Origin of the sequence: Limnofasciculus baicalensis BBK-W-15 (genome assembly GCF_024178385.1) — a bacterium.
GTDB classification, from domain to species: Bacteria; Cyanobacteriota; Cyanobacteriia; order Cyanobacteriales; family Coleofasciculaceae; genus Limnofasciculus; species Limnofasciculus baicalensis.
The window spans coordinates 1-26,541 of the sequence record NZ_JAMZMM010000037.1 but is presented as its reverse complement, the minus strand read 5'-3'; the positions used below and the strand labels follow the sequence as shown (position 1 = coordinate 26,541).

The window sequence follows — 26,541 nt, the reverse complement described above, 5'->3', positions numbered from 1 at the left end:
GGACAAGGGAGAGTTTTAACTCAAAACTCAAAACTCAAAACTCAAAACTCTCCCCCCCACTCCCTACTCCCCTGTACCAAATATTAAGTTTTGTTAAAATATCTATACATTTGTTACGCTATCAGGTAGCGAATAAAGCCTGTAAATCATACCATTGGAGCATTTGAGGAGTTTGTATCGAAGATTAAAAGCCAGTTGATATTTTAAAGTGAAGCCGATATACTGGCGACGGCTTTTGTAACTAACATTACAACTGTCATTAGACAGAGGAGGTAAAGAGGTTGGCTAGAAGACGCAAGCGGAAAAGTCGGCGACGCCAAGAGGGGCGTAAGATCTTGGAACATGTGCCTCAGTATAATATAGAAAGCGGTGAAGATAAACCGGTTACGGCAGCACGAAAATATATTCAAGAAGCGGGAATCATTCCTCCTGCTTTGCTGCTAGTTAAGCGAAATGAACATACAACAGACCGTTATTTCTGGGCAGAAAAGGGTTTATTTGGAGCTCAATACGTCGAAGAAAACCATTTTCTATTTCCCAGTCTCCGCATCCTAGAGCCTTCTAAAGAAAATGCTACCGTTGCCAGTAGTAGCCGCTGATCTATTGTTGGGATAACTGAGTTACAAACATGTTTTCTTAACCCTACTCAATTGTCAAGATTTTGAGTAGGGTTAATCTTGTCTCTGGCGCTTTACTTCCCTGGCGGTACAAAATTATAGTATAGCAACCGCCACCCCACGCCCCATCTCTATCGCGATATGAAGATAGAGAAAGTCAGGAAAAATCTCTCATAAATCTGGGAAAACCCATTATTGAATCAGGTTACTTTCAGGATTTGCTTTCCGAACATATTTCTTGCCAAGTTACCTATTCGATTGATGATTATATCTCGCTTTTGAGTACCCTATCACCCTATATCGCCTTAGAAGATAAGCAACGGGATAGGTTGTTTGCAGGTTTACGGGAAAAACTGGAAAGACACTGCGGTAAAACTATCGAAATATCCTATATCTCAGCCTTTCATATCGCTCAAAAACAATAGTTCATGTAAAGACGGGAACCTAGTTCCAAACCATCCGTAGCCCTTAAAATACAGTTAGAAGCGGTTTTTTCATTACTCTAGGCTTAAGTATTTGTTTACTTTCCCTCGGTGGCATTCCCCCCCCTAGCTGGATTCTATAGCAACCGCCACAGCGGTTAGGACAATTGGCTCTCAGCCCCTTGTTAAAATTTGGTAGCCGAGAATGCCTTAACCGCCTTGGTGACTGCTATATATTAGATAGTTCAACATTCATCCTTCAACATTCAACCTTCCTCCTTCAATTAAGCACTTCAAATGAGTTAACTTCCAAAACAGGACCAATCATTGCCAAAGTCATCACATCATCTCTGATTAAGCCTGTAACCTGTACTTTTAAATTAGGTTTATGTAACTCATCAGGAGCATCCATAAGCTCATAAGTTTCTCCAGAATCTGCTACCAACGCCCAAACACCTACACCAATATCTTTGTGTTCGACAACGCCTTTTATCTGAATGCTCATGCAAATTTACCCTCACCTTTACTAGCTAAATAAGCAAGTCCAAAGCATAGTAAAGCATTAGTAGCTAAGAACAAACGAGCTACCATACCACTGCCTAACCACAATATACTAGGAGACATTACTGCGCTGACTGCCAAACAACTAGCAACACCAATTGCCGAACCAATTGCTACCCATTTCCAGTGCGGATTTCCGAGGAATAACACTACCAAAACCACAGGAATTAAGACACTAGCAAAAATTGGGTTTAAGATACTGCTACCTTGAATAGCTGTACCCAATTCAGGAATGGAACTTCCCATGACTCGTAATGGCCATTGAGGTAAATCGAAGATGTACAAACCCCGTAGTAAAAATAGTCCTGAACTCCCTGCAACTAATCCTGTGGACAAACTCCAACCAAAGGATAAGTAATTCCGTAAAAACCAAGCAAGGAGATAGGAACCAACTACCATCAAAACCTTCGGTAATAGCGCCACTGCACCGCCATCAAACCAGAATTTTAGATTGAGATAGCCATTATTTTGTAACCAACGGAAGAAATCGCGGAAGCTAATTTGTCCTTTGATAGCAAGTTTTACAGCAGCACCTGCATCTAATTGTCCCGCACCAAAATGATTTAGAGGATCGTCTTCAACGCTGCGACTAGATTGTTGCAAGACTGTTTCTATATCATCAGGATTGGTAACCCCACTAGCTTTAATTAAAGCAGCAACTCCTGCAACGTGAGGCGATGCCATACTAGTGCCTTGGAAACCAGCAAAAACAGATTCATTGGTTTTAGGATTAATCGTTTCTTGAACGATTTTACCCGATTCACTACCACCAGGAGCAGAAATATCCACACCCGCACCATAGTTAGAATAGGGGGCTTTTTCGCCAACAGAATCTAGGGCAGAAACACCAATAACATGAGGATAACGAGCGGGGTAAGATGCGGAATTTTGACCAGAATTACCTGCGGCTGCGATAATAACTACGCCTTTGCTATGGGCGTAATTAATTGCTTCTTGCATCAACTCACTGACACCACCACCACCAAGACTCATATTGATAACATCGGCACCGTTATCAGCAGCAAACTTGATCGATTCGGCAATATCAGAAACCGTCCCGCTACCACTTCCACTCAATACTTTTAACGGCATTAAGCTGGCTTCGTAAGCAACACCAGTTACACCATATCCGTTATTAGTAGATTGAGCGACAGTGCCAGCAACGTGAGTACCATGACCATTATCATCTAATGCGTCAATTTGGTCATTTACAAAGTCATAACCTCGAACAAACTTAGTGGTTTCTAAATCCGGTACTGGACTAATTCCGGTATCAATCACCGCCACCGTCATCCCACTACCTTTAGTTTCATCCCATGCTGTTTCTACGTTGATGCTGTGCATATTCCACTGCTTGGTATAGTCGGGATCGTTGGGAGTATAGAAAGCACTGTAAACGTAGTTGGGTTCGATATATTCGGTTTCCTTGGATAGTTGTGATTTTTTCAGATTATCCAGGATTTGTTTATTCCCCTCCAAAATATAAATATTGTCGGTTTTCGAGAATTCGCTATTGAGTCGGGGAGTAACGCCGTATTTTTGTGCGATCGCATTTATTTCGCTATTAATCTGTGCTGCGGGGATATCTTCCCGGAAATCCAGCACAATTGACTGAAATTCGCCTTGATTTGCCAAACCTTTGAAGTTAAAGAGGGCAAAACCGAGGGCGACGATGAATAAACAGGCTAAAAGAAACTTTCTCATGGCAACCCTTCCGCCTATTGGGTTAGTTTAATCACTACGATAACGCATCTTTCTGGTGGCTGAGTTAATTTTGCGATCGCTCAATTGTAAAGTTACTTTAACACTTCTTCCCAGAATCCCGGTTTCTCAAAAAAAACCGGGATTCTTTGACAAATTATTCCGCCTTGCCCATTCCCCTTTAATGAACCTTAGTAACTCCCAAATACAATTCTCCCACCTGTGGATCGTTAAGTAAATCTTGTCCTCGTCCAGAAAAGCGATCGCGCCCAGATTCTAACACATATCCCCTATCCGCCATGGCTAAGGCTTTTCGGGCATTTTGTTCTACTAAAACAATTGCCGTTCCGTTTTGATTAATGGCTTTAATTTGCTCAAATACACTATTAACTAATATAGGAGATAATGCTGCTGATGGTTCATCTAATAATAATAAATCTGGTTTCAACATCAACGCTTTTCCCATTGCCAACATTTGCCGTTCTCCACCAGAAAGAGTCCCTCCACGTTGTCCTCGCCGTTGTTTAAGTTTAGGAAACATGGTAAAAATTTCTTCTTTTAATTCCTTTAAAGAACCTTGGAGAATAAATGCTCCCATTTCCAAATTTTCTTCTACTGTCAGAGATGGGAATACGTTAGATATTTGGGGGACATAACACATGCCCCGCTGGACAATTTTATCTGATTTTAGATTAGTAATGTCTTTCCCTTTGAAAGTGATTTTACCTTTATTGGGGGTTAATAGTCCAAATATAGTTTTGGCAAGGGTTGATTTTCCTGCACCATTGGGACCAATTACTGCCACCAATTCACCGGGATTAATTTTAAAATTAACGCCTTGCAGGATATCTAGATCTTTGATATATCCTGCGTAGACATTTTCTACTTCTAGGAGAGTATCGCTCGTTGATTTCAACATTTAGTTTTTTTAGATCGATAGGTTACCAAATAGATGCCTAAGAATGATAAGCTGACTAAACTGGCAGGTTCCGGAACACTCTTCCTCGGCTGAGTTGAGTTAGTAGTTGGCACAGTAGCTATCTCAATCGTCTGAGTTGGCTGAGTTGAGTTACTGGTTGGAATAGTAGCCACCTCAATCGTCTGAGTTGGCTGAGTCGAGTTACTAGTTGGCGCAGTAGCTACCTCAATCCTATTCATCGGTTTATCTGAGACAGTAATTTCACCTGCACCTACCTCGCCATTATCGCCAACTTCTCCAATATAAAGATACAACGGTTCGGTGGTAGAAACTAAATTTTTTAGATTAAATGCGATTTTACCATTATCCCCTAAGCTCGCAAAGCCAAACGCGGTTGCTCCTGGTAAGATTTCATTAGTTGTTGAGTTAGCATCAAAACTATTCAGTGTCGCCACTGTATTATTAATATTGCTACCTGTTGTGCCAAATAGGGGAGTCAAATCGATGGGAGCGCGTTGTTTTCCTGGAGTGAAAAAAGTTCCTGATGGACTGAAATCAAACACGTTCAATCCTGGTAAGCTATTGATATCTGCTCCATTTGCGATCGCGCTTTTACTGAACTTAATCCCATCCAAATCAAATCCACTAAATTTTCCCGTAGCACCGCCTAATCCGCCACTGTTATCACCAATCTGGATTGAGCCAATATCGAATCCTATATTGGAAAGATTTGCCATGTAAACTGCTGTCGATGCAGGAAATCCGCCTGTCAATCCAGGTAGTTTCGTAAAGCCAATATTTAATGTTGCAGCCACAGCGTTGCTCGCAGAGATTAAACCAATGGCAGTACTATAAATACCCAGTTGCGCCCATTTGCCGGGAGCATCCCGATTTGGAAGAAATGCAGGTTGTATTCTTTCTCCCCCCTTTGACAAGGCAGGCTGGGGGGGTGAAAAGGGGGGCAAAAAATGAGTATCTTTGCCAAAGTGGGATGCTCCCAATTTACCGATGCCTAAAGTCTTTACTTTTTTCATGAGTCTTGCCTCGAATCAAAGCTTAAGGATTTTTTAATCCGATGATTCTAAGGCTTTTCTCAGAGAAAATACAGATATTTAGCGATATCTTTACTAATCTTTACGTGAATCTACTGTGTCAGTTTCGGAGTAACTCAGGGATTATACGGATTGATTGTTAGTTTTTACTCAAACAAAACAGGAATAGGCGATAAATCTGTTCTACAGTCACAAGTGACTTAGAGCCAATTGTCAATGACCAACAACCAACAACCAATAACCAATAACCAACAACTATTGCGGTGTCTTTTGCAAATCTGGTCTTTCTTCTGGCACAATTGCACCTTCTACAGGACAAACCTGTAAACAAATTCCACAATCAATACAGGTACTAAAATCAATCCAATACCATTCAGTACCCTTAACATTTTTACCAGGACCAGGATGAATGCAAGCAACTGGACAAGCATCAACGCAATCCGCCACGCCTTCGCAAGTTTCAGTAAGAATAGTATGTGCCACAGTGTTCTCCTTTGTTTCAGATTTAGAATGGGGAGTAGGGAGTAGGGAGTAGGGAGTAGGGAATAGGGAATAGGGAGTAGAGGATGATTTTAACTCAAAACTCAAAACTCAAAACTCAAAACTCTCTTCCCCACTCCCCCTCCTCACTTTAACTTTTCCAAAAATTGCTGATAATTCTGAGACTCAGCACCAAAAACATAGTTAGGTGAAAGAACAGTCATATCCCTCCCTCCTGCTGTTCTCAGGAGATTAACAGTAGAGAGTAACATCTTCTCTTCCACAACAACAGTAACAGCATACCAATCATCCTCTGGATTAGAATAGACTTTGGCAATAGTTGGTCCTCGTAACCCTGTCACCCCACTCAACTTGCTTTGAGCGATCAAAGAATTACCAATTTCATCGGCTGACTTACCCTGAACATTAGCAGTAACTGAGATATATTTTTTAGCCCTCAGATTAGCCTCAATTAACTCCAGAATAATCTTAGTTATTTCCAGTTTCGTCTCATCTTCTTGCAATAATCGCTTATTACCAATCAAACAAGCTTGAGAATCCAAGATATTCCCGCCATCAATCTGCTTGAGGCGATTTTCTCGCAGCGTAGTCCCCGTACTAGTAATATCGACAATCATATCGGCATAACCCATACTCGGTGCAGCTTCCATTGCACCCTGGACTTCCACCAAAGAAAAATGTACGATCAGTTTCTCGTACAACCAATTGCGAGTCATATTTGGATATTTCGTAGCAATTCTCAGAGTTCGTCCTTTCTCCTTAAATAATAGAGTCAACTCCGCTAAATCTTCAATAGAAGAAACATCAATCCAACTCTCCGGCACAGCGAGAACTAACTTGCATCTACCATAACCGAGGCGATCGCAAATTACCACTACATTATCCTGCCCTACCCCCTGTTCTGCCACCACATCATAACCCGTAATCCCCAAATCCGCGCTGCCCTCTTCCACCTTAGTGAAGATATCAGCAGCCCGTTGAAAAAGTACAGTCAGATTTGGCAAAGCCGGAATCGAGCCGACATATTGTCGATCGTTAGGACGAGATACACTCAAACCACAAGCAGCAAGTAAACTTACAGTAGATCTCTCTAATGCACCCTTACTCGGTAGAGCTATTCTAATAGATCTGTCATTAGTCATTGGTTATTTGTTGTTAGTTGTTGGTTGTTGGTTGTTGGTTGTTGGTTGTTACCTATAACTTGCCTCATTATCAACAAGGCGGTTAAAACCGCATCTACATAGACAAAACCCGCCGTCGCGGGTTGTAATACCCTTGATTTTAGTCCGCGCAGGCGGACTTGGTTTGTGTAGCCGCGATTTCCAATCGCCTTTGCTATATTGCGACTGATGTAAGTTATCAGTTATTACCAATTACCCATCCTTATATCGGTTGTTCCATTACCCACTCTTGTTAGTTTAGGGAAGAGGCTGAAATTGATTAATAACCTCACTAACCTTCATCCTTTGCTGCTCGCCAGAGGCCATATTTTTCAAAACAACCTCTCCCGTCTTTCGTTCATCAGAACCAACCGCGATCGCAAAAGGAATTCCCTGCTTATTAGCGTACTGAAAATTACTAGAAACACTCTTATTTCTCACATCAATTTCCACCCGCAAACCAGCTTGTCGTAACTCCTGAGCCACACTAATAGCATAACCAGCATCTTCCTGACTTACTGGCACCACTAAAACATCAACAAACCTTCTCCTTTCACCCAGCTTACCATCTGCTTCCATAGCAAATTGTAACCGTTCCATACCATAAGAAAAACCAGTAGCTGGCGTATCTTGTCTTCCACCAAAAGTAGCAACCAAATCGTCATATCTGCCACCACCACAGACTTGTCTCGTTTCTCCTTCAGAACCATGATGAATTTCAAAAATCATCCCCGTATAATACTGCAAACCGCGACTCATCCCCAAATCCAGACTAATTTGGTTTTTGTCGAGATTATAGAATTCTAAAGTATTAATAATCTCCCGTAACTGATCCAATCCAGAATAATCGATATTGTAAACAGATAGGAGTTTTTCTGCTTCCTTTAATACCGCAGTCGGTTCCCCTACCAATTGTCCCAATTCCCTCATAAATTCCAGCGCATGACTAATTCTTGCAGTTTGATCCTGACGCTTCATTTTACCCAAAAGGCGATCCACAATTTCCTGAGAATCTCGATTACCAGCGAGTTCAATATTCATACTCCTGAGTAAATCTAGAATTGATTCCCGCGCATCCGATTCCCCCATATCCTGAAACAGAGTAGTCAATCGTTGCAGGCGGCGACTTTCATCAGCTAATCTTTCCTGACTTAGTTGCTGATTAGCCAGATAAAGCTCAAAAGCCGGATAAATATTACACAACCGACGTTCGACTTCCGCCTTACCATCTTTGCGCAAAATTTCCATGTGAGTCAGCAAAAAGCTGCGGAGGCGACTTTCTAGCTGTAAATTATCGAGAAACTTAGCTATAACACCAATATGACCCAAAAACAGACGATACCCCGTTAATCCCAGGGAATTCAAGCCTTGACAAGCAGTTGAAATTACCTCCGCATCAGCCATTGCACCCGTTACCCCGATTAGCTCTATCCCCATTTGGGTAAACTGACGGTATCGTTCTTTCTGAGGTCTTTCATAGCGGAAAGCCGATCCGACATAATAGAGACGGACAGGTAGAGGTATGGCTTGGAGGTTATCTATATAAGCGCGAACCACTGAAGCAGTAAGTTCCGGTCGCAAACAGAGACGGCGGTTACGATAGGTAAAATCATACAGCCGAGCGGCGATTTCTTCACCAGATTTCCGCAAATAGAGTTCGGTATATTCGATCAAGGGTACGTCAATCGGACGATAGCCGAAAGACGCAAAGCAATCTCTGAGCGTATTTTCGAGCTTTTTTGCGATCGCGCAATCGTCGGGTAGTATATCGTTAACGCCGCGTACTCGTTCAATTTTAGTCGTTCGCATTGTTCTAGCAATTGGGTTGGGGGGGAATTTAGTCGCGATTCTCAATTTTGACACTCATCAGTCTCCCATAGAACGGGAAACTGATTTTTTCTGAATTCCCCATGCCTAACCTCCCCTGAGTCAGGATACTGCTAGACAACGATAGTGGCGAGATTGTTTTGGATTACACTAGCTTGCGTCCAACTTACCACAGCGAGGCGATCGTTACCTGCATAAATTTCTGCACCACCATCTTGAATAAGCCAGGGCGAAGTGACATACTCCCACGCCAAGCTGAGTACAGCTATGGCGTGGGCATCTTTGCAGCCCGATAAAGGGTATACAAAATTTCCTTCATGGTACTGTCATCCATAGTTCCTACTACCTTTATAACGGTGGAGTTTCTCAATCCCATTGAGTGCAATATTGGCTAGCAGTGGACTAACTACGCCACCTTGTGGTGTTCCTTGTCTAACAGCTCGCATTCGGTTGAAACCGACTAAATATCTGCCAGAATATCTAGATTTTAGTCCGTTTTAACGGACTTAAGCTATTAGACAGAGAATTAATTCTCTGGCGGGTGTGGTTGGTGGGGGATATGACATGAAACTCAAAAGCCGGATCTCTACGTTGCCATCGCTCCCCCAACGGAATATCCAGATCCTCAACTTATCCAAGAAGGGGGGTTGACAGATTTTGAATAGTATGACAAGATAAGGAAAGGTGAAGTCATGCGGGTATAGCTCAGTGGTAGAGCGTCACCTTGCCAAGGTGAATGTCGCGCGTTCGAATCGCGTTACCCGCTTAGTAAAGTAAGTTAAATAAGCCTGAACTGCAAGAATGGTGTCGCCTCCCTTAGCGCTCAGTTGTCCGTTCTTTTTCAAATAACCAATAACCAATAACCAATAACCAATAACTAGCGGTAATATAGAAAATGGCGCTCCCTAAGATCTGATGATTGGAAATCCCGTCGCTTCAGAGCGGAAGTGTCAAGTATTTCCGTTTTAAATAGCGCTAGTGCCATCTCAGAAAGCTCAAAAGATTGATTTAAGTACAGAGTACCCCTGTCCCTGTCGGCGTAGGGGTTGTTTAGTACCGATTACACTGACGGAAGCCTTTGGCTGCAATCGCTGTCAGCAGATTTTCGTCGTCGAAGAAAATGGGTACACGCTCGAACAACTCGCCACCAACTACCCCTACAAAAAAACTTGGCGTTGGAGTGGAAATCGGTGGCTGACTGCAAATGCCACTATCGGGGAAAGTTATTTACCTGTGGCGCTTTTAATTGTCGTGGCGCTGCTCATTGTTTGGTTACCACTAGCACTACGCTACCCTAAAGGACCGCTGATTATCCTTTGGGCATTTCTCGCAGTTATGTTTGCAGTAGTGCCAGCGATTATGATCTGGCTCACTTACCGACGTTATTGACTTCTTAAACATGGACATGCAAGCCAATGGTATTGCGCCTCACCCCACAGATTTGCCGCTTCGTGCTTACCAGGCTTCTCTGATATTGGAAACAACCAAAGGGATCGATCGATCGCGCGGTGTACAAGCTATGGCACAGGCACTCTCTAAGTCTTTTGATGATATTTTGGAAGCCAATACCCTAGATTTAGAAGCCAGTCGGGAAATGGCAGTGCCGGAATTAATTTTGGATTGGCTGAAGCTGACACCAGAAAGACTCCAAATCGCGATCGATGTTTTGCGTAGAATAGGCGAGTTATCCGATCCTCTCCGACGGGTGATGAATGCTTCTTATCAACTGGATCATTCTCAGACTTATTGTCAGTTAATGCCTTTGGGAGTAATTGCTTTGATTTACGAAGCATTTCCAGAATTGGGGGCAATTGCGGCAGGTTTTTGTCTGAAAACTGGCAATTCTCTGATTCTCAGAGGCGGTAGTGAAGCTAGTCAATCTAATATTGCGATCGCAAAAGTATTGCAGGAAGCTTTAGATGAAGTAGGTTTACCCCCTGGATGTTTAGAACTTTCGCTGCCAGAGCAAGGAAGCTCAATTCAAGATTTAGTTACCCAAGATCGATATATAAATCTGGTTATTCCCTACGGCAGACAGACACTAGTTCATAAGGTGACGCAGTTATCTACTTCACCTATTTTAAGGTCAGCGATGGGTAATTGCTATCTTTATTGGTCTGCTACAGGTAGTTTAGATATGGTACGTTGGGTGATTTTAGACAGCCATGCCAGTGTACCAGATCCGGTCAACGCCATTGAAAAAGTTTTAATTGATAGTTCGGCAAAACTATCTTCCTTATCGACTTTGTGTAAAAATCTCAAGGAAAAGGGCTTTAAACTCCGAGGTGATTCTGAACTAGTGGCACAGTTTCCTGAACAACTAACTTTAGCCGCAGAATCGGAATGGAATCAACCCTATCTAAATAAGAGTATTACTTTTAAATTAGTGAATAGCCTTGCAGATGGAATTGCTTGGATCAACCAGTATAGTAGTGGTCATGCTGATTGTATTGTAACTGAGTCTTACCAAGAAAGTCGGCAATTTGCATTAGGTGTTGATAGTGCTTCAGTTTATATTAATTCCTCACCGCAATTTTCACGAAACCCGAAACGGGGAGATGGAGTTTTTCTCGGTATGTCGAATCAGAAAGGTTATCGTCGAGGTATTATTAGTCTGGAGACGCTAACTACTCTCAAGCAGGTTGTCCAGGGAAATGTGCAATTTTAAATGGTTGTTGGTGGGGAATGGGGAATCCCAGAATCCCGGTTTCTCAAAGAAACCGGGATTCTGGTTTCGATTAGGTTAAAATCAAAAATCAGATCAAAACTAACCCAGCCAACCAGCAAAGTTGCGTTTTTGATCTTCAGTAGGATTTTCTAACTGAACAATTTGATAACGGGTAGGTGGTGATTGAGCTAGAGTTACGGGTAAGGTTCGCAATTCATCTTCGTGGAAAACAGTTATTTCAATAGTATCATCCACTTGGTAATCTTTGAGGCGATCGCACAATTGTTCGGCTGTAACTCGCCAACCATTAATTGCTAGTAACTGATCCCCGGGATCGATCCCTGCCATTCTCGCGGGGGAGTTAGCTTCAACAAACTTAATAATATCCTGTCCATGTTCAGTTTTTGCGATCGCACCCAAATAAGGTGGAGCTTCTTCATCTCGTATCCCAATTAATTTTAAACCAAAAGGTTCGAGATATTCATCAAAAGGAAGTTCAGTTGTACCATCAACGTAGTGATGAAAGAAATGGCTTAAATCCATATCCGCCACTGACTCAAACGCATCTCGCAGATGTTGAGGAGTAAAGCCAATTTCCCATGCCCCAAACTGCTGCCACATTAGGTGCATTACATCATCTATCGAGCGCTGATTGCTATGACGCTTGCGAATTAGTAAATCCAGTAATAAGGATACCAATTCACCCTTCAAGTAGTAGGAAATCTGGCAATTATCACTGTTAGCATCTCGCCGATAGAGTTTTATCCAGGTATCAAAACTACACTCAGAAAGGTGCTGTATCAAACGTCCAGGTGTTGTTTGCAAGCGAGTAATGTCCTTACTCAACCCTTCTAAAAATGTCTTAGCATCGTAAATTCCTGCTCTGAGGGGAATGATTAAATCGTAGTAACTCGTTGTCCCTTCACAAAACCATAGGGAAGTAGTATAATTTTCCTGTTCGTAATTCAACTTATCCAGTGATTTAGGTCGAATCCGCTTAATATTCCACAGGTGAAAAAATTCATGGGCTACCAGTTGCATGAAGCGGTTATACTTATCTTTAGCACGAAAACCGAAGCGAGAATAGTTCAAAGAACAGGAATTTTTATGTTCTAAACCACCAAAACCACTAGATGAAAGATGCAACAAAAAGACGTATCGTTCGTAAGGTAACCCGCCATATAATTGGGCTTCCACCTCAATAATTTTTTTTATATCCTCAACCATCTTATTTGGGTTAGCATTTCCTTTACCCCAGATGGCTAGTTGATGAGGTTTTCCCTGGACTTCAAATTCATGGAGCTGATGATAGCCTATCTCAAAGGGACTATCCACCAAAGTATCAAAATCTTTGGCTTCAAAGGTATTAATATCACCCGGAATTAAGGGCAGAGGTGTCACAATTCGCCAATCGGATTTGGGTGGCAAAATAGTAACTTGAATCGGTTGTTTTTCCCATTCTGGGATAAATAAGAATAAAGCAGCACCATTAAAATATCCGTGGGTGGCATCAAGGTGATTGGTGCGGACAGATAACTCATTGGCAAATACCCGATAATGTATGGTAATTTCGGCGGAATCTTCGGTATCAATTTGCCAGTGATTTTTACTGAGTTTGCGCCAAGATAATGAGTGTCTTCGGTTATCTTTGCCTGTATCTACCCAGAAATCTTGTAGGTGTTTGGCATATTCTCGAATCAAATAAGAGCCAGGAGTCCAAACTGGCATTTTCAAATTCAGGATAGATTTTGACCAGTTTTTTACTTGCAATGTTACCTCAAATAAATGTGATTGAGGTTTTGGCATTGCGACTTGGTAGTGGATGGTTGGCGCAGTAGAGAGTGGATTACTAGGGAAAATAGTTGTTGCTTCTGTCATTCTTTGCGATTCGCTGTGAGCAATGAGGGTATAGTTTAACTCTGGATACCGTAGACTTTACTCCCCTATAATTTTCAGTATAAATGCCCGATCGGATAGCACAAGTGGTACTAGAGGGCATCTCGATACACCCTACATGCTGAGTTGCTGCATAACTCTTGTTACTATTGTCACGCAGTCAGAGTTGGGTACAAGCGCGGCATCAATTCCAGAGCTTAGTACTATTCTATGGGCAATACCGCTCGATTGTCATCGTGAGGTTGATTTTTTAACTAGGCGCTGGGATAGTAAGCTCTGCCACATTTAACTAGGAACGAATCATAAAAATCTTTCTATATAGGTAATAAATACTTTGTTTCTTGGTTTAGATGGCTACTTTAGAGAAGAAAAAGACAAGATAAATATTCTTTTTTAATAGCGATTTAAGTTAATATTGTCATCTATCCCACTCGCAGTATCGAAAGAGAGCAAATCCTTCAGTTTGGGGAACTCCTTGCCCTGAATCGAGTGCGGCGGATTTATTTGGATGAGTTAGTAGCTGGGCGGTTTCAACCGCAGCTATACAAACAAAACCTGCCTTCGCAGGTTTTAGGATATTTGGTTTTGGGCTAGTCTGTGGCGCTGTTAGGATTAGCTAAACTGATTGCTAACTAATTACTAGATTCTAAGTAAAATATAAGTATACCTGCTTCTGTAAGCAGCCACTTGTCTTGCCCATCAATGCGAGATACTATCGCTGGTTTGAGGAGTTTGAATTTGCTATTAGTCATGGGCTGCCCATGACATTCAAACAATTGTTGAATTCTGTTCAAATTAGATTGATTGATTTCTATATTAGGTTTAGGAATCAAATATTTAGGCTTTTTTAGAGTTACTATCCAATAGAAACCATGATAGCTTTTTTGAAAAACTACTGGTTGGCTATTGCCAAGTAACTGTATATTTAGGCTTTCTTCTGTTTCTGAAACTTCTATAGCATATTCCGACAATAAATCTGAATTGTTCATATAAAAGTTTACAACTTTAGCTTCTTCTGAGTTAGGATGTAGCTTGGGATTTACCTCTTGAGATTGACTTTCTCTAGAAACTTCTTTGTCTGGCTGAGACTGGAGTGTTGCTAGCTTTTCCTGAGATTGTTCTAGTTGATTTTGCAGTTGCTTGTTATCTTGCTGAAATTGATCTAACTGAGATTGTAATTCTTGACGATTCTGGTTTAATTGTGCGATTTGGGATTGCGATCGCACCCACATATCTTTTACTAAAGATATCTTGGCTCTTTCTTTTTGAAACTGGTGCTTCTCAATCTCTTGAATAGTTTGTTGTGCTTGAGATAATTCAGATTGTAATTGTTCGTAATTTTGATGAGACTGATCTAATTGTGATTGGAGTTGTTGAAGTTCTCGATCAGATTGCTGTAATTGAGAGATGAGGTGCGATTTCTCTACAGAAGATTGTTCTAGCTGGGAGTGGAGTTGTTCTAATTCAGTGTGGAGTTGTTGAAGTTCTCGATTAGATTACTGTAATTGAGAGATCAGGAGGGATCTTTCTCCCTGAATTTGTTCTAACTTATACTGGAATTGTGCCCGATACTGAGTGACTTCTTCTAATTGAGATTGAAGTTGCTGATGCTCTTCTTTTCTCTTTTTTAGTTCTGATTGCAATTGAGATAATAGAGAAATGTTACTAAAATCCAGCACACCCATCTCTTCTAGTTTCCACTGCTGTGGATTTGGCATTGGTGAAACTTTAGCTGGTTTGTTGAGGGTGAATTCTCTGGTATCCTCGGCTTGGTATCCGTGACAGTTGAATAATAATTTGACAGTTTGATAGCTATGGGGATTAATAATCAGATTACTTTTGGGTAAAAGTAAGTAATTTGATTCTTCTATAGCGATAATCCAATAGTTCCCTTTCTTTAATGTTTCGAGAATGATTGGGACATTATTTGTTCTATGGACGATATCTTCTGTAATGGCAACTTGTACTGCTTTCTTGGTTAATACTTGAGGAACGTTATTATAAATTGCCAATAAATCAGATTCAGAGAAGTTTATTTTCTCCATCTTGGTGATTTCTAGGGAACCAGTTACTTGGACTGAATTTTTGAGATCGCCGGGAGAATTATCTTGGTTCATCAACCTATCCCCTCAATTAAAATTGCAGGATACCTAATTCTACTAATTCCCACTTATTTCCTGTGGGAGTAGATTCATCTTCTATAGTAACAGGAGATACTCTTGCTGGCTTGATGAGTTTGAATTGGCTGGAGTATCCGATTTGATATCCGCGACATTCAAAGAATGATTGTACTGTTTTCTTAAGTTCTTGGAATTTAGGATTAGAAGCAAGAATTGAAGAGCGAAGTTCGTTAATTTGATTTCTTAATTTTTCTAAGATATCTTCCGGCGGTGCTGTTGTCTCTTTAGGTGGCGGTGATTGTGCGTTGATGACTGTGGTTTCTGTTACTGTGAAGCAATTCCCAACACAACTGAGGCTAAAAGTAAGGATTTAATCATTTTTAATTTTGGCATTTGTTTAATTCCTCCTTACCTAAAACCAGTAAAATTTATTTTTTTATAAGAACTACAAATTATTTTATTGATCGCTAATTTCATGAAAATTTAAGCACACCTCGTTCTACTAGTTCCCATTTATCTCCTGTAGAAATAGAGCGAACTTTTCCCGGTTTGATAAGTTTAAAGTCGCTGGAATAACCAGCTTCGTATCCGATACATTCAAACAATGCTTCTACTGTTTCATAGTTAAATGTGTTAATTTTTAAATTATCTTTTTGAGGAACTAGGTATTTAACATCTTGTACATTTATTATCCAATAGTTACCCTTCCGAGATTTTTCTAGAACTGCTGCTTGGTTATTACCAGAAAGACGTTCTCCAATACTTTCCTCTGTTGCTGAGACTTCTGTCGCATATGGTAACAATTGCTTTGTTTGTTTTTCATATAGAGAAACTAATGTTGTTTCTTCACGAGTAAGAGTTATATTTATATCTACATTTGAAGCTCTAGTATCAGTTTTTGCAGCATATTGATCTCTGGGTATGGTGTTAGTTTGAGATGTTAAGCTAGTTTCTAGGTTATTGATTAGCAGTTGAAGCTGCTCTTTTTCTTGATTCGCTTTTGCCAACTCATTTTGCAGTTTTTCTATCTGAGATTCAAGTGACGATTGTTCCTGCTTTGGCTTTTCTGGTTCTATTTCTGGTGTTGATGGTTGTAACTGTAACATTACTTTGAGCAGATTTTCTAATACCAGCCGCAGTTGCTTCCGCTCGTCAGTATCCTGTTGTAATAGATGTAGCAATAACTTACGCTCTTTTCCCTCTTCCTCAATTTGCTCCTCATATATATCTGCAAAAGCGGATATATTCTCCGCTGTAGATTCTGGGGGTAAAGGTGCTAATTGATCTTTAATATCTTCATTTTGAGGAGGCTGCATATTATCTTGATTAGAATTAAATTTGTGCCAAATATCTATTAAAGGATGTCAAACTTTTACTTTTGCCATTTTTCTGCCCACTCCTTACCTAAGACTCTCAACAATGCCTTCAACCCCAAAATAAATGGTGGCTCAACCCGGATATTATCTGACTTTCCCTTAATTTTTAACAAAACATTAGTCAATTCTCTATTCGTATCTCGCCATAATTTGTCATTCTGGTTAGAACCTCGATCTAATACTTTACCAACTTTGTAGCTTTCCATAGGCTGAATTCCTTCAATTTCTAATTCTTTTAATGCCAAATTGAAGTCGCTGAGGAACTTCGATAACTGTACTAGTTGGGGAACTTTAAAGTCTTCTACTTCATCCTCAAAGTCTAATCTGGATGAGTAGCTAATCGGTATACCATTTACTTCATAAGCTTCCCCAGCAATTGGCAAATCTTTAACCTTTCTCGTTAGCCCTTCCAGCTTACTCTCATTTAAGACTAATCCACAGGCGACTTCATGCTTGGGATTATTGGTCAATCTGGTAACTTCTTCAGTATCTTCAAAGCCCGAACCCTTACTTAACATTCTACTCAGCAATAAATTAACTTCTGAATGTCGATCGAATCTACCTCCTTCTGCTAGCCAGTTTAACAATTGAGAACCATTACCTCCAATATAAACCGGCGTAATTTCTTTTCGGTTATACTTTCCTTCTTCATACAGAACTTTCAGAAGTATCCCGATATAATAGTACAATCCTGCCATGCCAATTGCTATCAGTTTTATTAAGCCTTGAAATTCTGGATTTTCTTCCATTAAGTTTCTTTTATTTCTTAGCCAGTAGTCTCCGTTGCTGCGAAGCCAGATGTTTAGATTGAGATCGAATAAACCATCTTTTGATCCGCTAAATTCAGAAACTTTTCCCTCAGATAAAATTTTACTCATAAACTTCAAATTCAGTCCTAAAAATTGCGAAAATAGATCTCTACCTGCCAACTGAACTGAACATTGATGAACCAGCCGATTTTCTTCCCAGATAGAAATATCTGAAGTCCCGCCTCCCACATCAATACAAGTAGTATTAACTAAATCGTGTCCCTCATAATCTGCAAAATATTGGGCAATGGCTAAACTCTCAGTGCGGAATTTGTCTAAATCATCAATCTCTGGGCAAATGTGATTAATTCCCGTACTAGCTTGTAATTCCTGAGTTAAATTTTGCCACGTTCTGCCATACTTGTTCTTATCGCTGCGAGAAAACGCAGATGGAAATGATAAACTCCACTGAATTTCTGCCACCCTATTTTTAGCAGCTATGGCTGAGATATGCAGGGCTAAATGTTTTAGAAATAGCTGATTTAAACTGAAATTTTCCCACTTCAGATCCGTTTCAATCCATGGAGGTCTAGTCCCAAATCTCCCGTAAGATGGTATGTAAATTCTTCCATCAAATATGGGACGTTCTTTGCCTTGACTAGCTGATGTTTTTCCCCTAGTTGTCAGTACGCTGGATAGGGGCAAAGGTTTATCTGCCGGGATAAAGTTTTCGGGGATAAAGTATTCAAATAAAACAGTTATCCGTGTATCTCTGGGAATCTCTGTTACCTTGAGATGGAGATTTTCCAGTTGTAAAGGTTCGGCTATGCCATTCCTATTTACATATATATTAGTGAAAGAAGTGCCGAAATCTACCCCAACTATCCAAGAAGTAGACGGCTGGATTTCTTCTGGACTTTTCAGCAAAATCAAACCAATGAGATTTCTGTTACTATCCTGACAGTTAATAACTGAGGGAAATTCTTCTAAACGAGCAATTTGATAAGATCCTCTACCATCTTTGAAAATATGGGGTTCCTTAGCGGTGGGAAAACTAACTTGGAATGTTTCTGCGTAATTCCTGATTCACCTAAAATCCAATTACACGACGGATAGTAAAAGATCCGGGAGGAATATACATTAAAGAAGCCGGAGAACTAGTTGCCGTCGGGAGCCAAAATAACCAAAATATCCCATCAAAAACCAAAAAACCAGTCAAAGACAAAAGCGCATCCTGACTGCCACCAAAAAAGCCAATTGCCACACAAATACTTAAAATAGGAAACAGCAAAAACAGCCACCAAATCACCTGCCAGCGAAAAGTATCACCAGCGGTATTCACCTTAGCTTGTGCTGCCATCACGTACCACAACAAGGTAGCGACTACCGAAACAACAAATACAACAGTTGCTCCCGGTATATAATAATTACTAACCCAAGCCTCAATTCTTGGCACATCCGTGATGCGGATGAGTCGATTTTGATAAACCCAAGGCTGTACCAAAAACATCAGTACAGCCCCAATTATACTCAAAACAATAATCCGAATAATTTCTCCAGCTTTCATTTATCCCTTTAAGTTAAGTCGGGAAGACGAAGGGGAAGGGGGAAAAGGCGAAGGAGGAAATGCGCAGGCAATTCTTCTTGCCTTTACGCCATACCTCACAGCAATCGCCCCATTACCCCAATTCTACACCCACATTTTTCTCTGGCTAAGTTAATTGCAGCCCTAACAATCGAGTTAAATGGAAACTTTTTGAGATTGCCAGACTCTCCCTAAAATCTGAAATCAAGGGGTTCAGCCCCTGTCAATCTCGGTGATATATTAATTTAGCATAGGGCAAGCCTAAAAAATAGACTAAAATTACCCCATACTCCTAAATACCTACAATACTAGCATGATTCGATTCAGATGGCTAATTGTGGCAAGCGTCACATTTCTTCTTCTGGTTGCCTGCATACCTAAATCGGTAAATTTAACCTGCGATGTATCTTTACCCAATAGTCAGCCCCCCAAATCAGATAACATGACAATTGCCATCCATGTAGACGGTACTCCTTCAATGGATGGCTACGTGAAAAATACAAGCAGTCGCTATGTTCAAACTATAGAATTATTAGATAGCATCTTAGCAACTGCTGGTTCTAGATCCCAATCTCTTTTACAATACTATCGCCTAGGAACAACTACTCAACCCATTACCCGCGAACAATTCCGCCAAGCAGAATTACCCAGATTTTACGACGGTAGTAACCCCAATTTTCCTCTCGAATCAGTCAGTCAAATCGAATCTGCGATCGCACCGCCAGATAATGGGGATAAACTTACAGTTATTATCACCGATTTATATCAAAAAGAAGCAGATACAACCTTACTTAGCCAGAAAATAAAGGAACATTATCTTAACTCCCAAAAAAAAGGATATGCCGTTGGACTTTTAGTCCTCAGAAGTGAATTTAACGGTACTATTTATGATGTCGGTATCGGGGGAGATAAGTTTACTTATAATACTGAAGGGAAAGAACCAGAAAAGTGGCATCCCTTCTATGTAATTTTTATTGGTTCTTATAGCGATATTACCTACTACTTCGATAAGTTCGCTAAACTGCGTGACAAAGAAGACTTGCCAAAAGATAGCCAACTAGTCATTTTTTCCACATCAATTGTTAGCCAGTTATCCCATATTGAAGGATCTCCCCAACTACCATCTCAGCTTAACAGCCCCATGTCTCTAAATGATGGAAATGTAGCAGTGGAAGTGAATAATGAACCCATTGAACTTTTAGAAATTGATAAAAATGAAAGCGAAGAATTCCCGCTAAAATATAGTGTGCCATTCAAGCCGTTAAGCCACACCTTGCCCCTTGAATCAAATTCACTTGAAACAAAGATACAGATTCAAACATTCGATACATTTGACAAAGAATTCAAAGAATCCACCGATCCTCAACTACAAAAAGCCATAGATATCGGTGAATGGAAACTATCAGATTCCCAAAAATTAGATTTTACTACTAAAATTAGATCGAATAATTTTCAACAACCAGGAGTTTACTTCTTCCAGGTTGAAGTGTTAGCAAAAGACTTAGAAGAACCTAGTTGGTGGAAAGATTGGAATTCGAGTGAAAACAGTCAAGATGGATCGAAAACTCATAATTTATTAAAATTCTTGGGAGAGTTAAAAACAATTACAACCGATTTAATGAATAGCGAGGGTAATAAACCTATCATTGGTCGCTTTTGTTATGGAATTCAGAAAAACTAAGTCAGCAGGTTTGTAGTAGGCACTTCAGTGCCTGTTTTTCTCTTGACATAGAAGCAGGTTTGTAGTAGGCACTTCAGTGCCTGTTTTTCTCTTGACATAGAAGCACTAAAGTGCTTCCTACAAACTAACAAATTTTACTTCCCAATCCGATTCTAACAGTAGTTTTGCATAGGTGGCTTTTGAATTCGCCAGAGCGATACTACCTGGCAACCTGCCCTGCTAAATGAGTAAGCTGTTTGATATTAATTACGCAGAGTATCGGCTCTTGTTGTTCAACTTTAATCCAGCCCTTATTTTCTAGCTTGTGCATAATTTTTGCTGTATCCTCAACACTAATATCAGTGACATCTGCTAAATCTTTATAAGGAATATTCAGGATTTCCGTTCCCTTTGGGGTTGATTTTCCATAACTCTCTGCTAAATTAACCAAAGTATTGGCTAACTTAACTGCTGGTGGCTGATTGTGTAGTTGAAAGCGGAGATTAGTCATGCGCAGCCGCCGCACCATTAGTTGTAACATACGGTGGTGCAACTGAGGATCTTTGAAAAGGGTTTGAATAAAACGTTGAGCAGAAATACTGATTAAGTTAACAGGGGAAAGAGCCACAACATCCGTTGAGCGGGGAGATTCATCCAGAATTGCCATTTCACCAAAAAAATCCCCCTTACCCAAAATTGCCAAGGTAACCGCATTTTCTCCGTAAAGGCGGCGCACTTTTATCCAGCCAGAGACAATAAAGTAAACCGCATTACCCCAAGCATCTTCCATTAAAACTGCTCTACCTGCTGGGTACTCGTGTTCGACGGAAACAGACAGGAGCCATTCTAATGTCTCTGGAGTAGCTGTATTGAATAGTGAGAAAAGCTCACTAAAAGCTTTGATTTGCATAAGGTAATTGTTAAGCGGGGAGTTATTAGGCATTTCCGGAAAAGCACTTAATTAAAGGCTTTATCCTATTTAATTCTATTGTATCGATTTTTGCTACCTTCAGCAAAAGTATACCATGTCTTCTAGCCATCCTGATTCATGGAGATTTGCAAAATCTTGTTCCTGAATAATACGCTGTGCTTCTGGAATATCTATTATCCGTTTTACCTTAGCGTAAGTTCTATTAGGAATACGATATAATAATGAGGCATATTCTAGTGACTTTGGACTTAATGATTTTAGTAGCTGTGGCGAATGAGTAGTGGCAATTATTTGAATTCTTCCTTCAGCAACCTTTTGCTCCATTAGTTGGAGTATCAGGTGTAATCTAGTAGGATGAATCCCATTTTCTAATTCTTCTACGAAATAAAATCGTGCGGCTTCAGTGCCAAGTAATGCGGCGATTATTCCCAAGAAACGAAGTGTACCATCTGAGGCACTATAAGCTGATATCCTTTGTCCATTTTCTTCAACTAATGTTAATAATACTTTTCCGGTAAAATCAGATGGAAACTCAAAATCTTTAGCATCCATTGGCGTAAGTTTTTGTATCCATTGGAGTAAAGCTTGCTTTCTTTCTGGATTTTGGCAAATTGCCTGCAAAACAGAGGAAAGATTTTCGCCGCGATCGCCTAAAATAGTTTGACCTGGTAATGACGGCATTCGCATCGCCTCTGGGCTTAAATCGAGAAACCGCATGGAAGTGAAAGCTTTTATGGCTAAACGTGCCGTTTCTCGAACCGATGGAGATACATCACTATGTTCGATAAGTTGTCTAATTATAGGACATTGATTCCAAAATGAAAAGGTAGGATATTGACTACTGCCTTTTTTTTGGACGCGAACATTTAGGTATAAAGGATCGTGTTGTGGCAGAGAATTTTCTTTAGGATGAGAGTCAAATATTAGCTGACTTTGGTTACGATCGTTTATGCCAATCAATTCTGTTAATGATTCCCCAATAACTCTTGGTGGATTGCCAATTCGATCTGCTTCAACTTGAATCCAGTAGGCGAGAATACGTTCTTCTATTTTATCTTTAATAGTGAATATTACTTCTAATTCAAAGCTACTTCTACCTGCAAAAGTAATCTCTTTTGTACCTCCACGAATACCCCGCCATTGCAGTACACCGCCTTCAATATATTTCTCTCCGAGTATTTCAGCTATACTATATCCTCTGGAAATACCATGAAGAAAACGACAAGCATCTCGAATATTACTTTTTCCAGCAGCATTGGTTCCCACTAGCAGTGTCAGTGGACCCAAAATAATTGTGGTATCCTGGAAGTTTTTAAAGTTGATTAGCTTGATGCCAATTAGCATAATTGAGGTTTTAGTCAGGTTTAAGTAGGTGGAAAAGTTTAAGGTTATGGTGGGAAATATCTATCAAATTATTATAATCAAATCGATTAGTAAGATTGTGTATTTTGCCGATATTACACTGACATCTATCTTATTTATTCTCACATATTTTATCTAAATATTGAACATACTATAAATTATAGTCTGTATTGCTAGAATTTATTAGGTGAAGCATACCTCCAAAAGTATCGATTCAATTTTCATCTTGTTTTTGGGCTACTTTTTTCAGCTTTTGGTAGAAATCAGAAGAGTCAGGTGGTGGGGTAAATTGATTAATTGGAGTTTTCTGCCCTTCACGGGGAGACCAATGTATCTTAGGATATAACCGATCGTGACTATTTGTTACTGTTTCTGGGGGTAAAGTGTCTAATTCGAGAGATGTTTCTCTTGTATCTTCAATTTCAATTATCTCTGGAGGTGAATTTTCTGATTCAATTCTGAACTCTAACTCCTCCTCTATACTAACCTCAAAGATCCCTCGATCGTCTGGTATCTTTACCATTTGTGACAATCCCATATCAGTAGAGACGCTACAGGTAGCGGTAGTATCCTCGTAACTCTCCATCCCAGACAACAACATTGCTTCTAAATTAAACTCAGTTGTAGTGCCATAAAACTTTGATGTTAAATTTTTAGGTAGTTTCCGAGAAATCAACCTTTCAAATTCACCGTTAAAGCGATGGAATGGCTGTCCCCTTCGCAACCAAATTGTCAATATTTGCTCGACAGAAACTGCTTTGTAACGTCCACGATACAGCGACTCAATCACTGCTAACCTTATCCAATGTGCCTGATAATTATTCAGCCAAATGTTCACTAATTCTTCAGGAGTGTACCCCCTCAATTCAAATCCATAGTGCCTGAGTAATATCACCGCATAAGCAATTGCTGAATCTGAGTCATTTGTCATTGGTTATTGGTTATTGGTTGTTGGTGATTGGTGATTGGTGATTGGTGATTGGTTGTTGGTGATTGGTTATTAGTAATACTTACAAAACAACTAACAACTAATAATAAACAACTAACAACTAATAACAAACAACTAACAACTAACAACAATATAAGGTGAAACAATAGCATTTAACCTTCCTCGTTTTACCAAAGCCTGATAGAGAAAAGTGGCTGCTTCAGCGCGGGTGGCGGCTCGTTTTGGTTCTAGTCGTGCTAGGGTGGGGTAGTTTACTATAATGCCTGCCTTGGTTGCAGCAGCAACAGTTGATTTAGCATAAGTAGGAATATTATCTCTATCCTCATATATTTCCAAAATATTTTCCTCTCCATTAGGAAAAGAAAGTCCATGGGTTAGGGAAGTAATTAGCTCAACTCGCCGCAAACTTTGCTGAGGTTGAAAAGTTTGATCCGGGAAACCAGAAAGGAAACCGCCACGATAAGCATCTTGGATTGCAGCAGCAGCCCAGAAATCAGCCGGAATATCGATAAATTGAACAGGTGGACGGATGGGAGTCGGATTAAATACTTTTACCACTATCGCAGCATATTGCGCTCGATTCAATAAGATATCAGGTTTAAATGTGCCATCGGGATAACCACCCACCAAGTTTAAACTGCCCAGACGACGAATAAAATCTGCCGCCCAATGGTCTTTAATATCTGTAAATGAGGGAATATAAGGGTGAGGATTGACTAATTGTGGCACGGCGATTGCACCAGCTTCTCCTGTTGAGACTAAAGCTTGATAAATCAAGGCTGCGACTTCAGCGCGGGTAATATTACGCATGGGTTCTAGTTTATCGGCTTGGGGATGATTCACCACTAAATTTCGTTGAGTTGCTGTGGCAATCGCTTCTGTAGCATAACTAGGAATTTGAGCGCGATCGGTATAAGCTAATAAAATATTCTGATTCCCCCCTTTTAATCCCAATCCATTCACCACAGATACTAATGCCTGAGTGCGTGTCAAATTTTGCCCTGGACGAAATGTACCATCAGGAAATCCAGAAATAAATCCCATATTCGCCGCTTTTATAATTGCATCTTTTGCCCAAAAATTATCAACAATATCCCGAAACGTACCCGAACTAGCACCAACTTGTCTTGGTAATTCAAAAGTCTTAGCAATCATCGCCCCATACTCAGCCCTAGTTATACTAGCTTCTGGTCTAAATGTACCATCAGGAAAGCCACTAAGCAAATTACGCTCGACTAATGCCTGAATAAATCTAGCAGCCCAATGATTACCCAAATCGTTGAACTGAGTCTGGATAGTTACTGGTACTGCGACTTGAGACGCATCTAACTTAATCGAACCGGAAATCTTGGATGGATTGATCTGATTTCCTACCGAAATCAATGTTAATGAAGTATTATTCTGGATATCAACTTTCCCATTGTTGAGAAAAATATTACCTGCTGGATCTTGAGTACCACCCAGATCTGGTCTAGAATCACCAGTAATAACTAATCCTCCATTAGTATTATTCTCGATCCGATTGTGACGCATTACTGGTTTAGCACTGCGGGATAGAAAAATCCCCGTATTATTATCGATAAACTTATTATCTGCCACCAAAGGCGCGGCTGAATCACTAATTGCGATGCCATAACCAGTTTTCTGACAAACATTTCGCAGAATTTCCCCTTTGCTATTGCGAACGATAAAAATACCACTAGAAGCATTTTCCAGCAATTGATTATCCATAATTATCGGTTTAGCTGTCCCCGTCACAAAAATTCCCTCACGACCGCACCGAGTCAAGGTATTATTAGTAACGATTGGTTTTGTGGATTCAATCCAAACTCCCGTACCCCGTTGTGCCGGATTAGTCACCGTCACTCCCCGCAGTTGGGAACCAGAATTCAATAGTAGCGTGATATTTTGGCTAGCAAACGTCTGACTGCTATATTGTCCATTCCCGACAATTACAATACCTTTACCTTTACTAGGTTCATTTCCCAAAACGATTACCCCCGCCGGAATAATCAGGGGAAATCTTTCTCCACTAGCGGTATTATAAGTACCAACGGCAAGGGAAATTGTCGTACCAGCAGTCACTTGTTGGAGTGCGCGGGTTAAAGTTTTAAATGGACTATTAGCGGAACCAATAGCGCGATCGCTACCTGTCCCTGGATTAACATAAAATGTAGTCATTGGTGATTGGTTGTTGGTTGTTGGTTGTTGGTTGTTGGTTGTTGGTTGTTTGTTATTAGTCATTCCCCACTCCCCACTGGTTGTTGGTTGTTATACATCTCCAAGAATGAGGTTTTCATCTAGAGAGCGCAAGGGTTGTAGACTATTATTCGGAGATGTATATTGGTTGTTGTTAAAATAAATAATAAATGTAACAGGAGAGACGAATACTTTACAGCAATTAGATGTAACGCCCATTGTTTAGGGAGGATCCCAATGAAGGCAAAGATACTCATTTTTTGCCCCCCTTTTCACCCCCCCAGCC

The 26,541-nt window shown here is 40.4% G+C and carries 23 protein-coding genes, 1 tRNA gene and 1 pseudogene; 7 read left to right on the top strand and 18 right to left on the bottom strand.

The features are described 5' to 3' along the window. The first annotated feature begins 281 nt into the window (after positions 1-281). On the top strand, positions 282-599 hold the full coding sequence (locus NJ959_RS06105; protein ID WP_254010864.1) for a DUF3155 domain-containing protein: 318 nt from the start codon (positions 282-284) through the stop codon (positions 597-599). A 296-nt stretch (positions 600-895) separates the two neighbouring features. Next, a complete protein-coding gene (locus NJ959_RS06100) occupies positions 896-1,042 on the top strand; it encodes a hypothetical protein (protein ID WP_254010863.1) in 147 nt (48 codons plus the stop codon). A 277-nt stretch (positions 1,043-1,319) separates the two neighbouring features. On the opposite strand, the gene NJ959_RS06095 is transcribed toward NJ959_RS06100, so the two are convergent. The 8 genes from NJ959_RS06095 to NJ959_RS06060 all read right to left on the bottom strand — a co-directional run bounded on the left by NJ959_RS06095 (position 1,320) and on the right by NJ959_RS06060 (position 9,014). After that, positions 1,320-1,544 carry a hypothetical protein gene (locus NJ959_RS06095; RefSeq protein WP_254010862.1) on the bottom strand — a complete coding sequence of 75 codons (225 nt, stop codon included), beginning with the start codon at positions 1,542-1,544 and terminating at the stop codon, positions 1,320-1,322. Beyond that, the gene (locus NJ959_RS06090) at positions 1,541-3,304 is read right to left on the bottom strand and encodes a S8 family peptidase (RefSeq protein ID WP_254010861.1); all 1,764 of its coding nucleotides are present in this window, start codon (positions 3,302-3,304) and stop codon (positions 1,541-1,543) included. Before NJ959_RS06090 ends, NJ959_RS06095 begins: the two co-directional genes overlap by 4 nt. 178 nt (positions 3,305-3,482) lie before the next feature. After that, entirely contained in the window at positions 3,483-4,220 is a 738-nt protein-coding gene (locus NJ959_RS06085; RefSeq protein WP_254010860.1) for an ABC transporter ATP-binding protein, read from the bottom strand. Next, on the bottom strand, positions 4,214-5,254 hold the full coding sequence (locus NJ959_RS06080) for a hypothetical protein (protein WP_254010859.1): 1,041 nt from the start codon (positions 5,252-5,254) through the stop codon (positions 4,214-4,216). Before NJ959_RS06080 ends, NJ959_RS06085 begins: the two co-directional genes overlap by 7 nt. Positions 5,255-5,527: 273 nt before the next feature. Further along, entirely contained in the window at positions 5,528-5,755 is a 228-nt protein-coding gene (locus tag NJ959_RS06075) for a ferredoxin family protein (protein WP_254010858.1), read from the bottom strand. 143 nt (positions 5,756-5,898) lie between these two features. Further along, positions 5,899-6,915 (bottom strand): ATP phosphoribosyltransferase, encoded by a 1,017-nt coding sequence (gene hisG / locus NJ959_RS06070; protein ID WP_254010857.1) that lies wholly within the window; start codon positions 6,913-6,915, stop codon positions 5,899-5,901. A 276-nt stretch (positions 6,916-7,191) separates the two neighbouring features. Continuing rightward, positions 7,192-8,742, bottom strand: a complete 1,551-nt coding sequence (gene hisZ / locus NJ959_RS06065) for an ATP phosphoribosyltransferase regulatory subunit (RefSeq protein WP_254010856.1) — start codon at positions 8,740-8,742, stop codon at positions 7,192-7,194. A gap of 131 nt (positions 8,743-8,873) precedes the next feature. Further along, on the bottom strand, positions 8,874-9,014 hold the full coding sequence (locus NJ959_RS06060; protein WP_254010855.1) for a hypothetical protein: 141 nt from the start codon (positions 9,012-9,014) through the stop codon (positions 8,874-8,876). Positions 9,015-9,454: 440 nt separating this feature from the next. Here NJ959_RS06060 and NJ959_RS06055 point away from each other — a divergent pair. The 3 genes from NJ959_RS06055 (at position 9,455) to NJ959_RS06045 (ending at position 11,428) form a co-directional block, all read left to right on the top strand. Then, positions 9,455-9,526, top strand: a tRNA-Gly gene (locus NJ959_RS06055). 212 nt (positions 9,527-9,738) lie between these two features. Beyond that, complete coding sequence (locus tag NJ959_RS06050) at positions 9,739-10,149, top strand: hypothetical protein (protein WP_254010854.1); 411 nt, start codon at positions 9,739-9,741, stop codon at positions 10,147-10,149. 10 nt (positions 10,150-10,159) lie between these two features. Beyond that, complete coding sequence (locus NJ959_RS06045; protein ID WP_373693609.1) at positions 10,160-11,428, top strand: glutamate-5-semialdehyde dehydrogenase; 1,269 nt, start codon at positions 10,160-10,162, stop codon at positions 11,426-11,428. A 99-nt stretch (positions 11,429-11,527) separates the two neighbouring features. On the opposite strand, the gene NJ959_RS06040 is transcribed toward NJ959_RS06045, so the two are convergent. After that, on the bottom strand, positions 11,528-13,306 hold the full coding sequence (locus NJ959_RS06040) for a M61 family metallopeptidase (protein WP_254010853.1): 1,779 nt from the start codon (positions 13,304-13,306) through the stop codon (positions 11,528-11,530). Positions 13,307-13,738: 432 nt separating this feature from the next. Here NJ959_RS06040 and NJ959_RS06035 point away from each other — a divergent pair. Further along, a pseudogene (locus NJ959_RS06035) lies at positions 13,739-13,840 on the top strand (DUF2887 domain-containing protein); the annotation flags it as partial. Positions 13,841-13,956: 116 nt separating this feature from the next. On the opposite strand, the gene NJ959_RS06030 reads toward NJ959_RS06035, so the two are convergent. From NJ959_RS06030 to NJ959_RS06010, 5 genes are all read right to left on the bottom strand, one after another. Continuing rightward, positions 13,957-14,550: a hypothetical protein gene (locus NJ959_RS06030; RefSeq protein WP_254010852.1), complete on the bottom strand. Its 594-nt coding sequence runs from the start codon at positions 14,548-14,550 to the stop codon at positions 13,957-13,959. A 270-nt stretch (positions 14,551-14,820) separates the two neighbouring features. Continuing rightward, positions 14,821-15,441, bottom strand: a complete 621-nt coding sequence (locus tag NJ959_RS06025) for a hypothetical protein (protein ID WP_254010851.1) — start codon at positions 15,439-15,441, stop codon at positions 14,821-14,823. Positions 15,442-15,917: 476 nt separating this feature from the next. Next, positions 15,918-16,760, bottom strand: coding sequence for a hypothetical protein (locus NJ959_RS06020; RefSeq protein WP_254010850.1), 843 nt, complete (start codon positions 16,758-16,760; stop codon positions 15,918-15,920). Between the two features lie 56 nt (positions 16,761-16,816). Then, the gene (locus NJ959_RS06015) at positions 16,817-18,502 is read right to left on the bottom strand and encodes a cell division protein FtsA (protein ID WP_254010849.1); all 1,686 of its coding nucleotides are present in this window, start codon (positions 18,500-18,502) and stop codon (positions 16,817-16,819) included. Positions 18,503-18,659: 157 nt separating this feature from the next. Further along, positions 18,660-19,136, bottom strand: coding sequence for a hypothetical protein (locus NJ959_RS06010; protein ID WP_254010848.1), 477 nt, complete (start codon positions 19,134-19,136; stop codon positions 18,660-18,662). A gap of 331 nt (positions 19,137-19,467) precedes the next feature. On the opposite strand from NJ959_RS06010, the gene NJ959_RS06005 reads away from it, so the two are divergent. Next, complete coding sequence (locus tag NJ959_RS06005) at positions 19,468-20,835, top strand: hypothetical protein (protein ID WP_254010847.1); 1,368 nt, start codon at positions 19,468-19,470, stop codon at positions 20,833-20,835. Between the two features lie 199 nt (positions 20,836-21,034). Here NJ959_RS06005 and NJ959_RS06000 read toward each other — a convergent pair whose 3' ends face one another. From NJ959_RS06000 to NJ959_RS05985, 4 genes are all read right to left on the bottom strand, one after another. Then, complete coding sequence (locus NJ959_RS06000) at positions 21,035-21,724, bottom strand: Crp/Fnr family transcriptional regulator (RefSeq protein ID WP_254010846.1); 690 nt, start codon at positions 21,722-21,724, stop codon at positions 21,035-21,037. Positions 21,725-21,823: 99 nt separating this feature from the next. After that, positions 21,824-23,089, bottom strand: a complete 1,266-nt coding sequence (locus NJ959_RS05995) for an AAA family ATPase (RefSeq protein WP_254010845.1) — start codon at positions 23,087-23,089, stop codon at positions 21,824-21,826. A 232-nt stretch (positions 23,090-23,321) separates the two neighbouring features. Next, positions 23,322-24,038 carry a hypothetical protein gene (locus tag NJ959_RS05990; protein ID WP_254010844.1) on the bottom strand — a complete coding sequence of 239 codons (717 nt, stop codon included), beginning with the start codon at positions 24,036-24,038 and terminating at the stop codon, positions 23,322-23,324. A 132-nt stretch (positions 24,039-24,170) separates the two neighbouring features. Continuing rightward, positions 24,171-26,300: an S-layer homology domain-containing protein gene (locus tag NJ959_RS05985; protein ID WP_254010843.1), complete on the bottom strand. Its 2,130-nt coding sequence runs from the start codon at positions 26,298-26,300 to the stop codon at positions 24,171-24,173. Positions 26,301-26,541 lie beyond the last annotated feature (241 nt).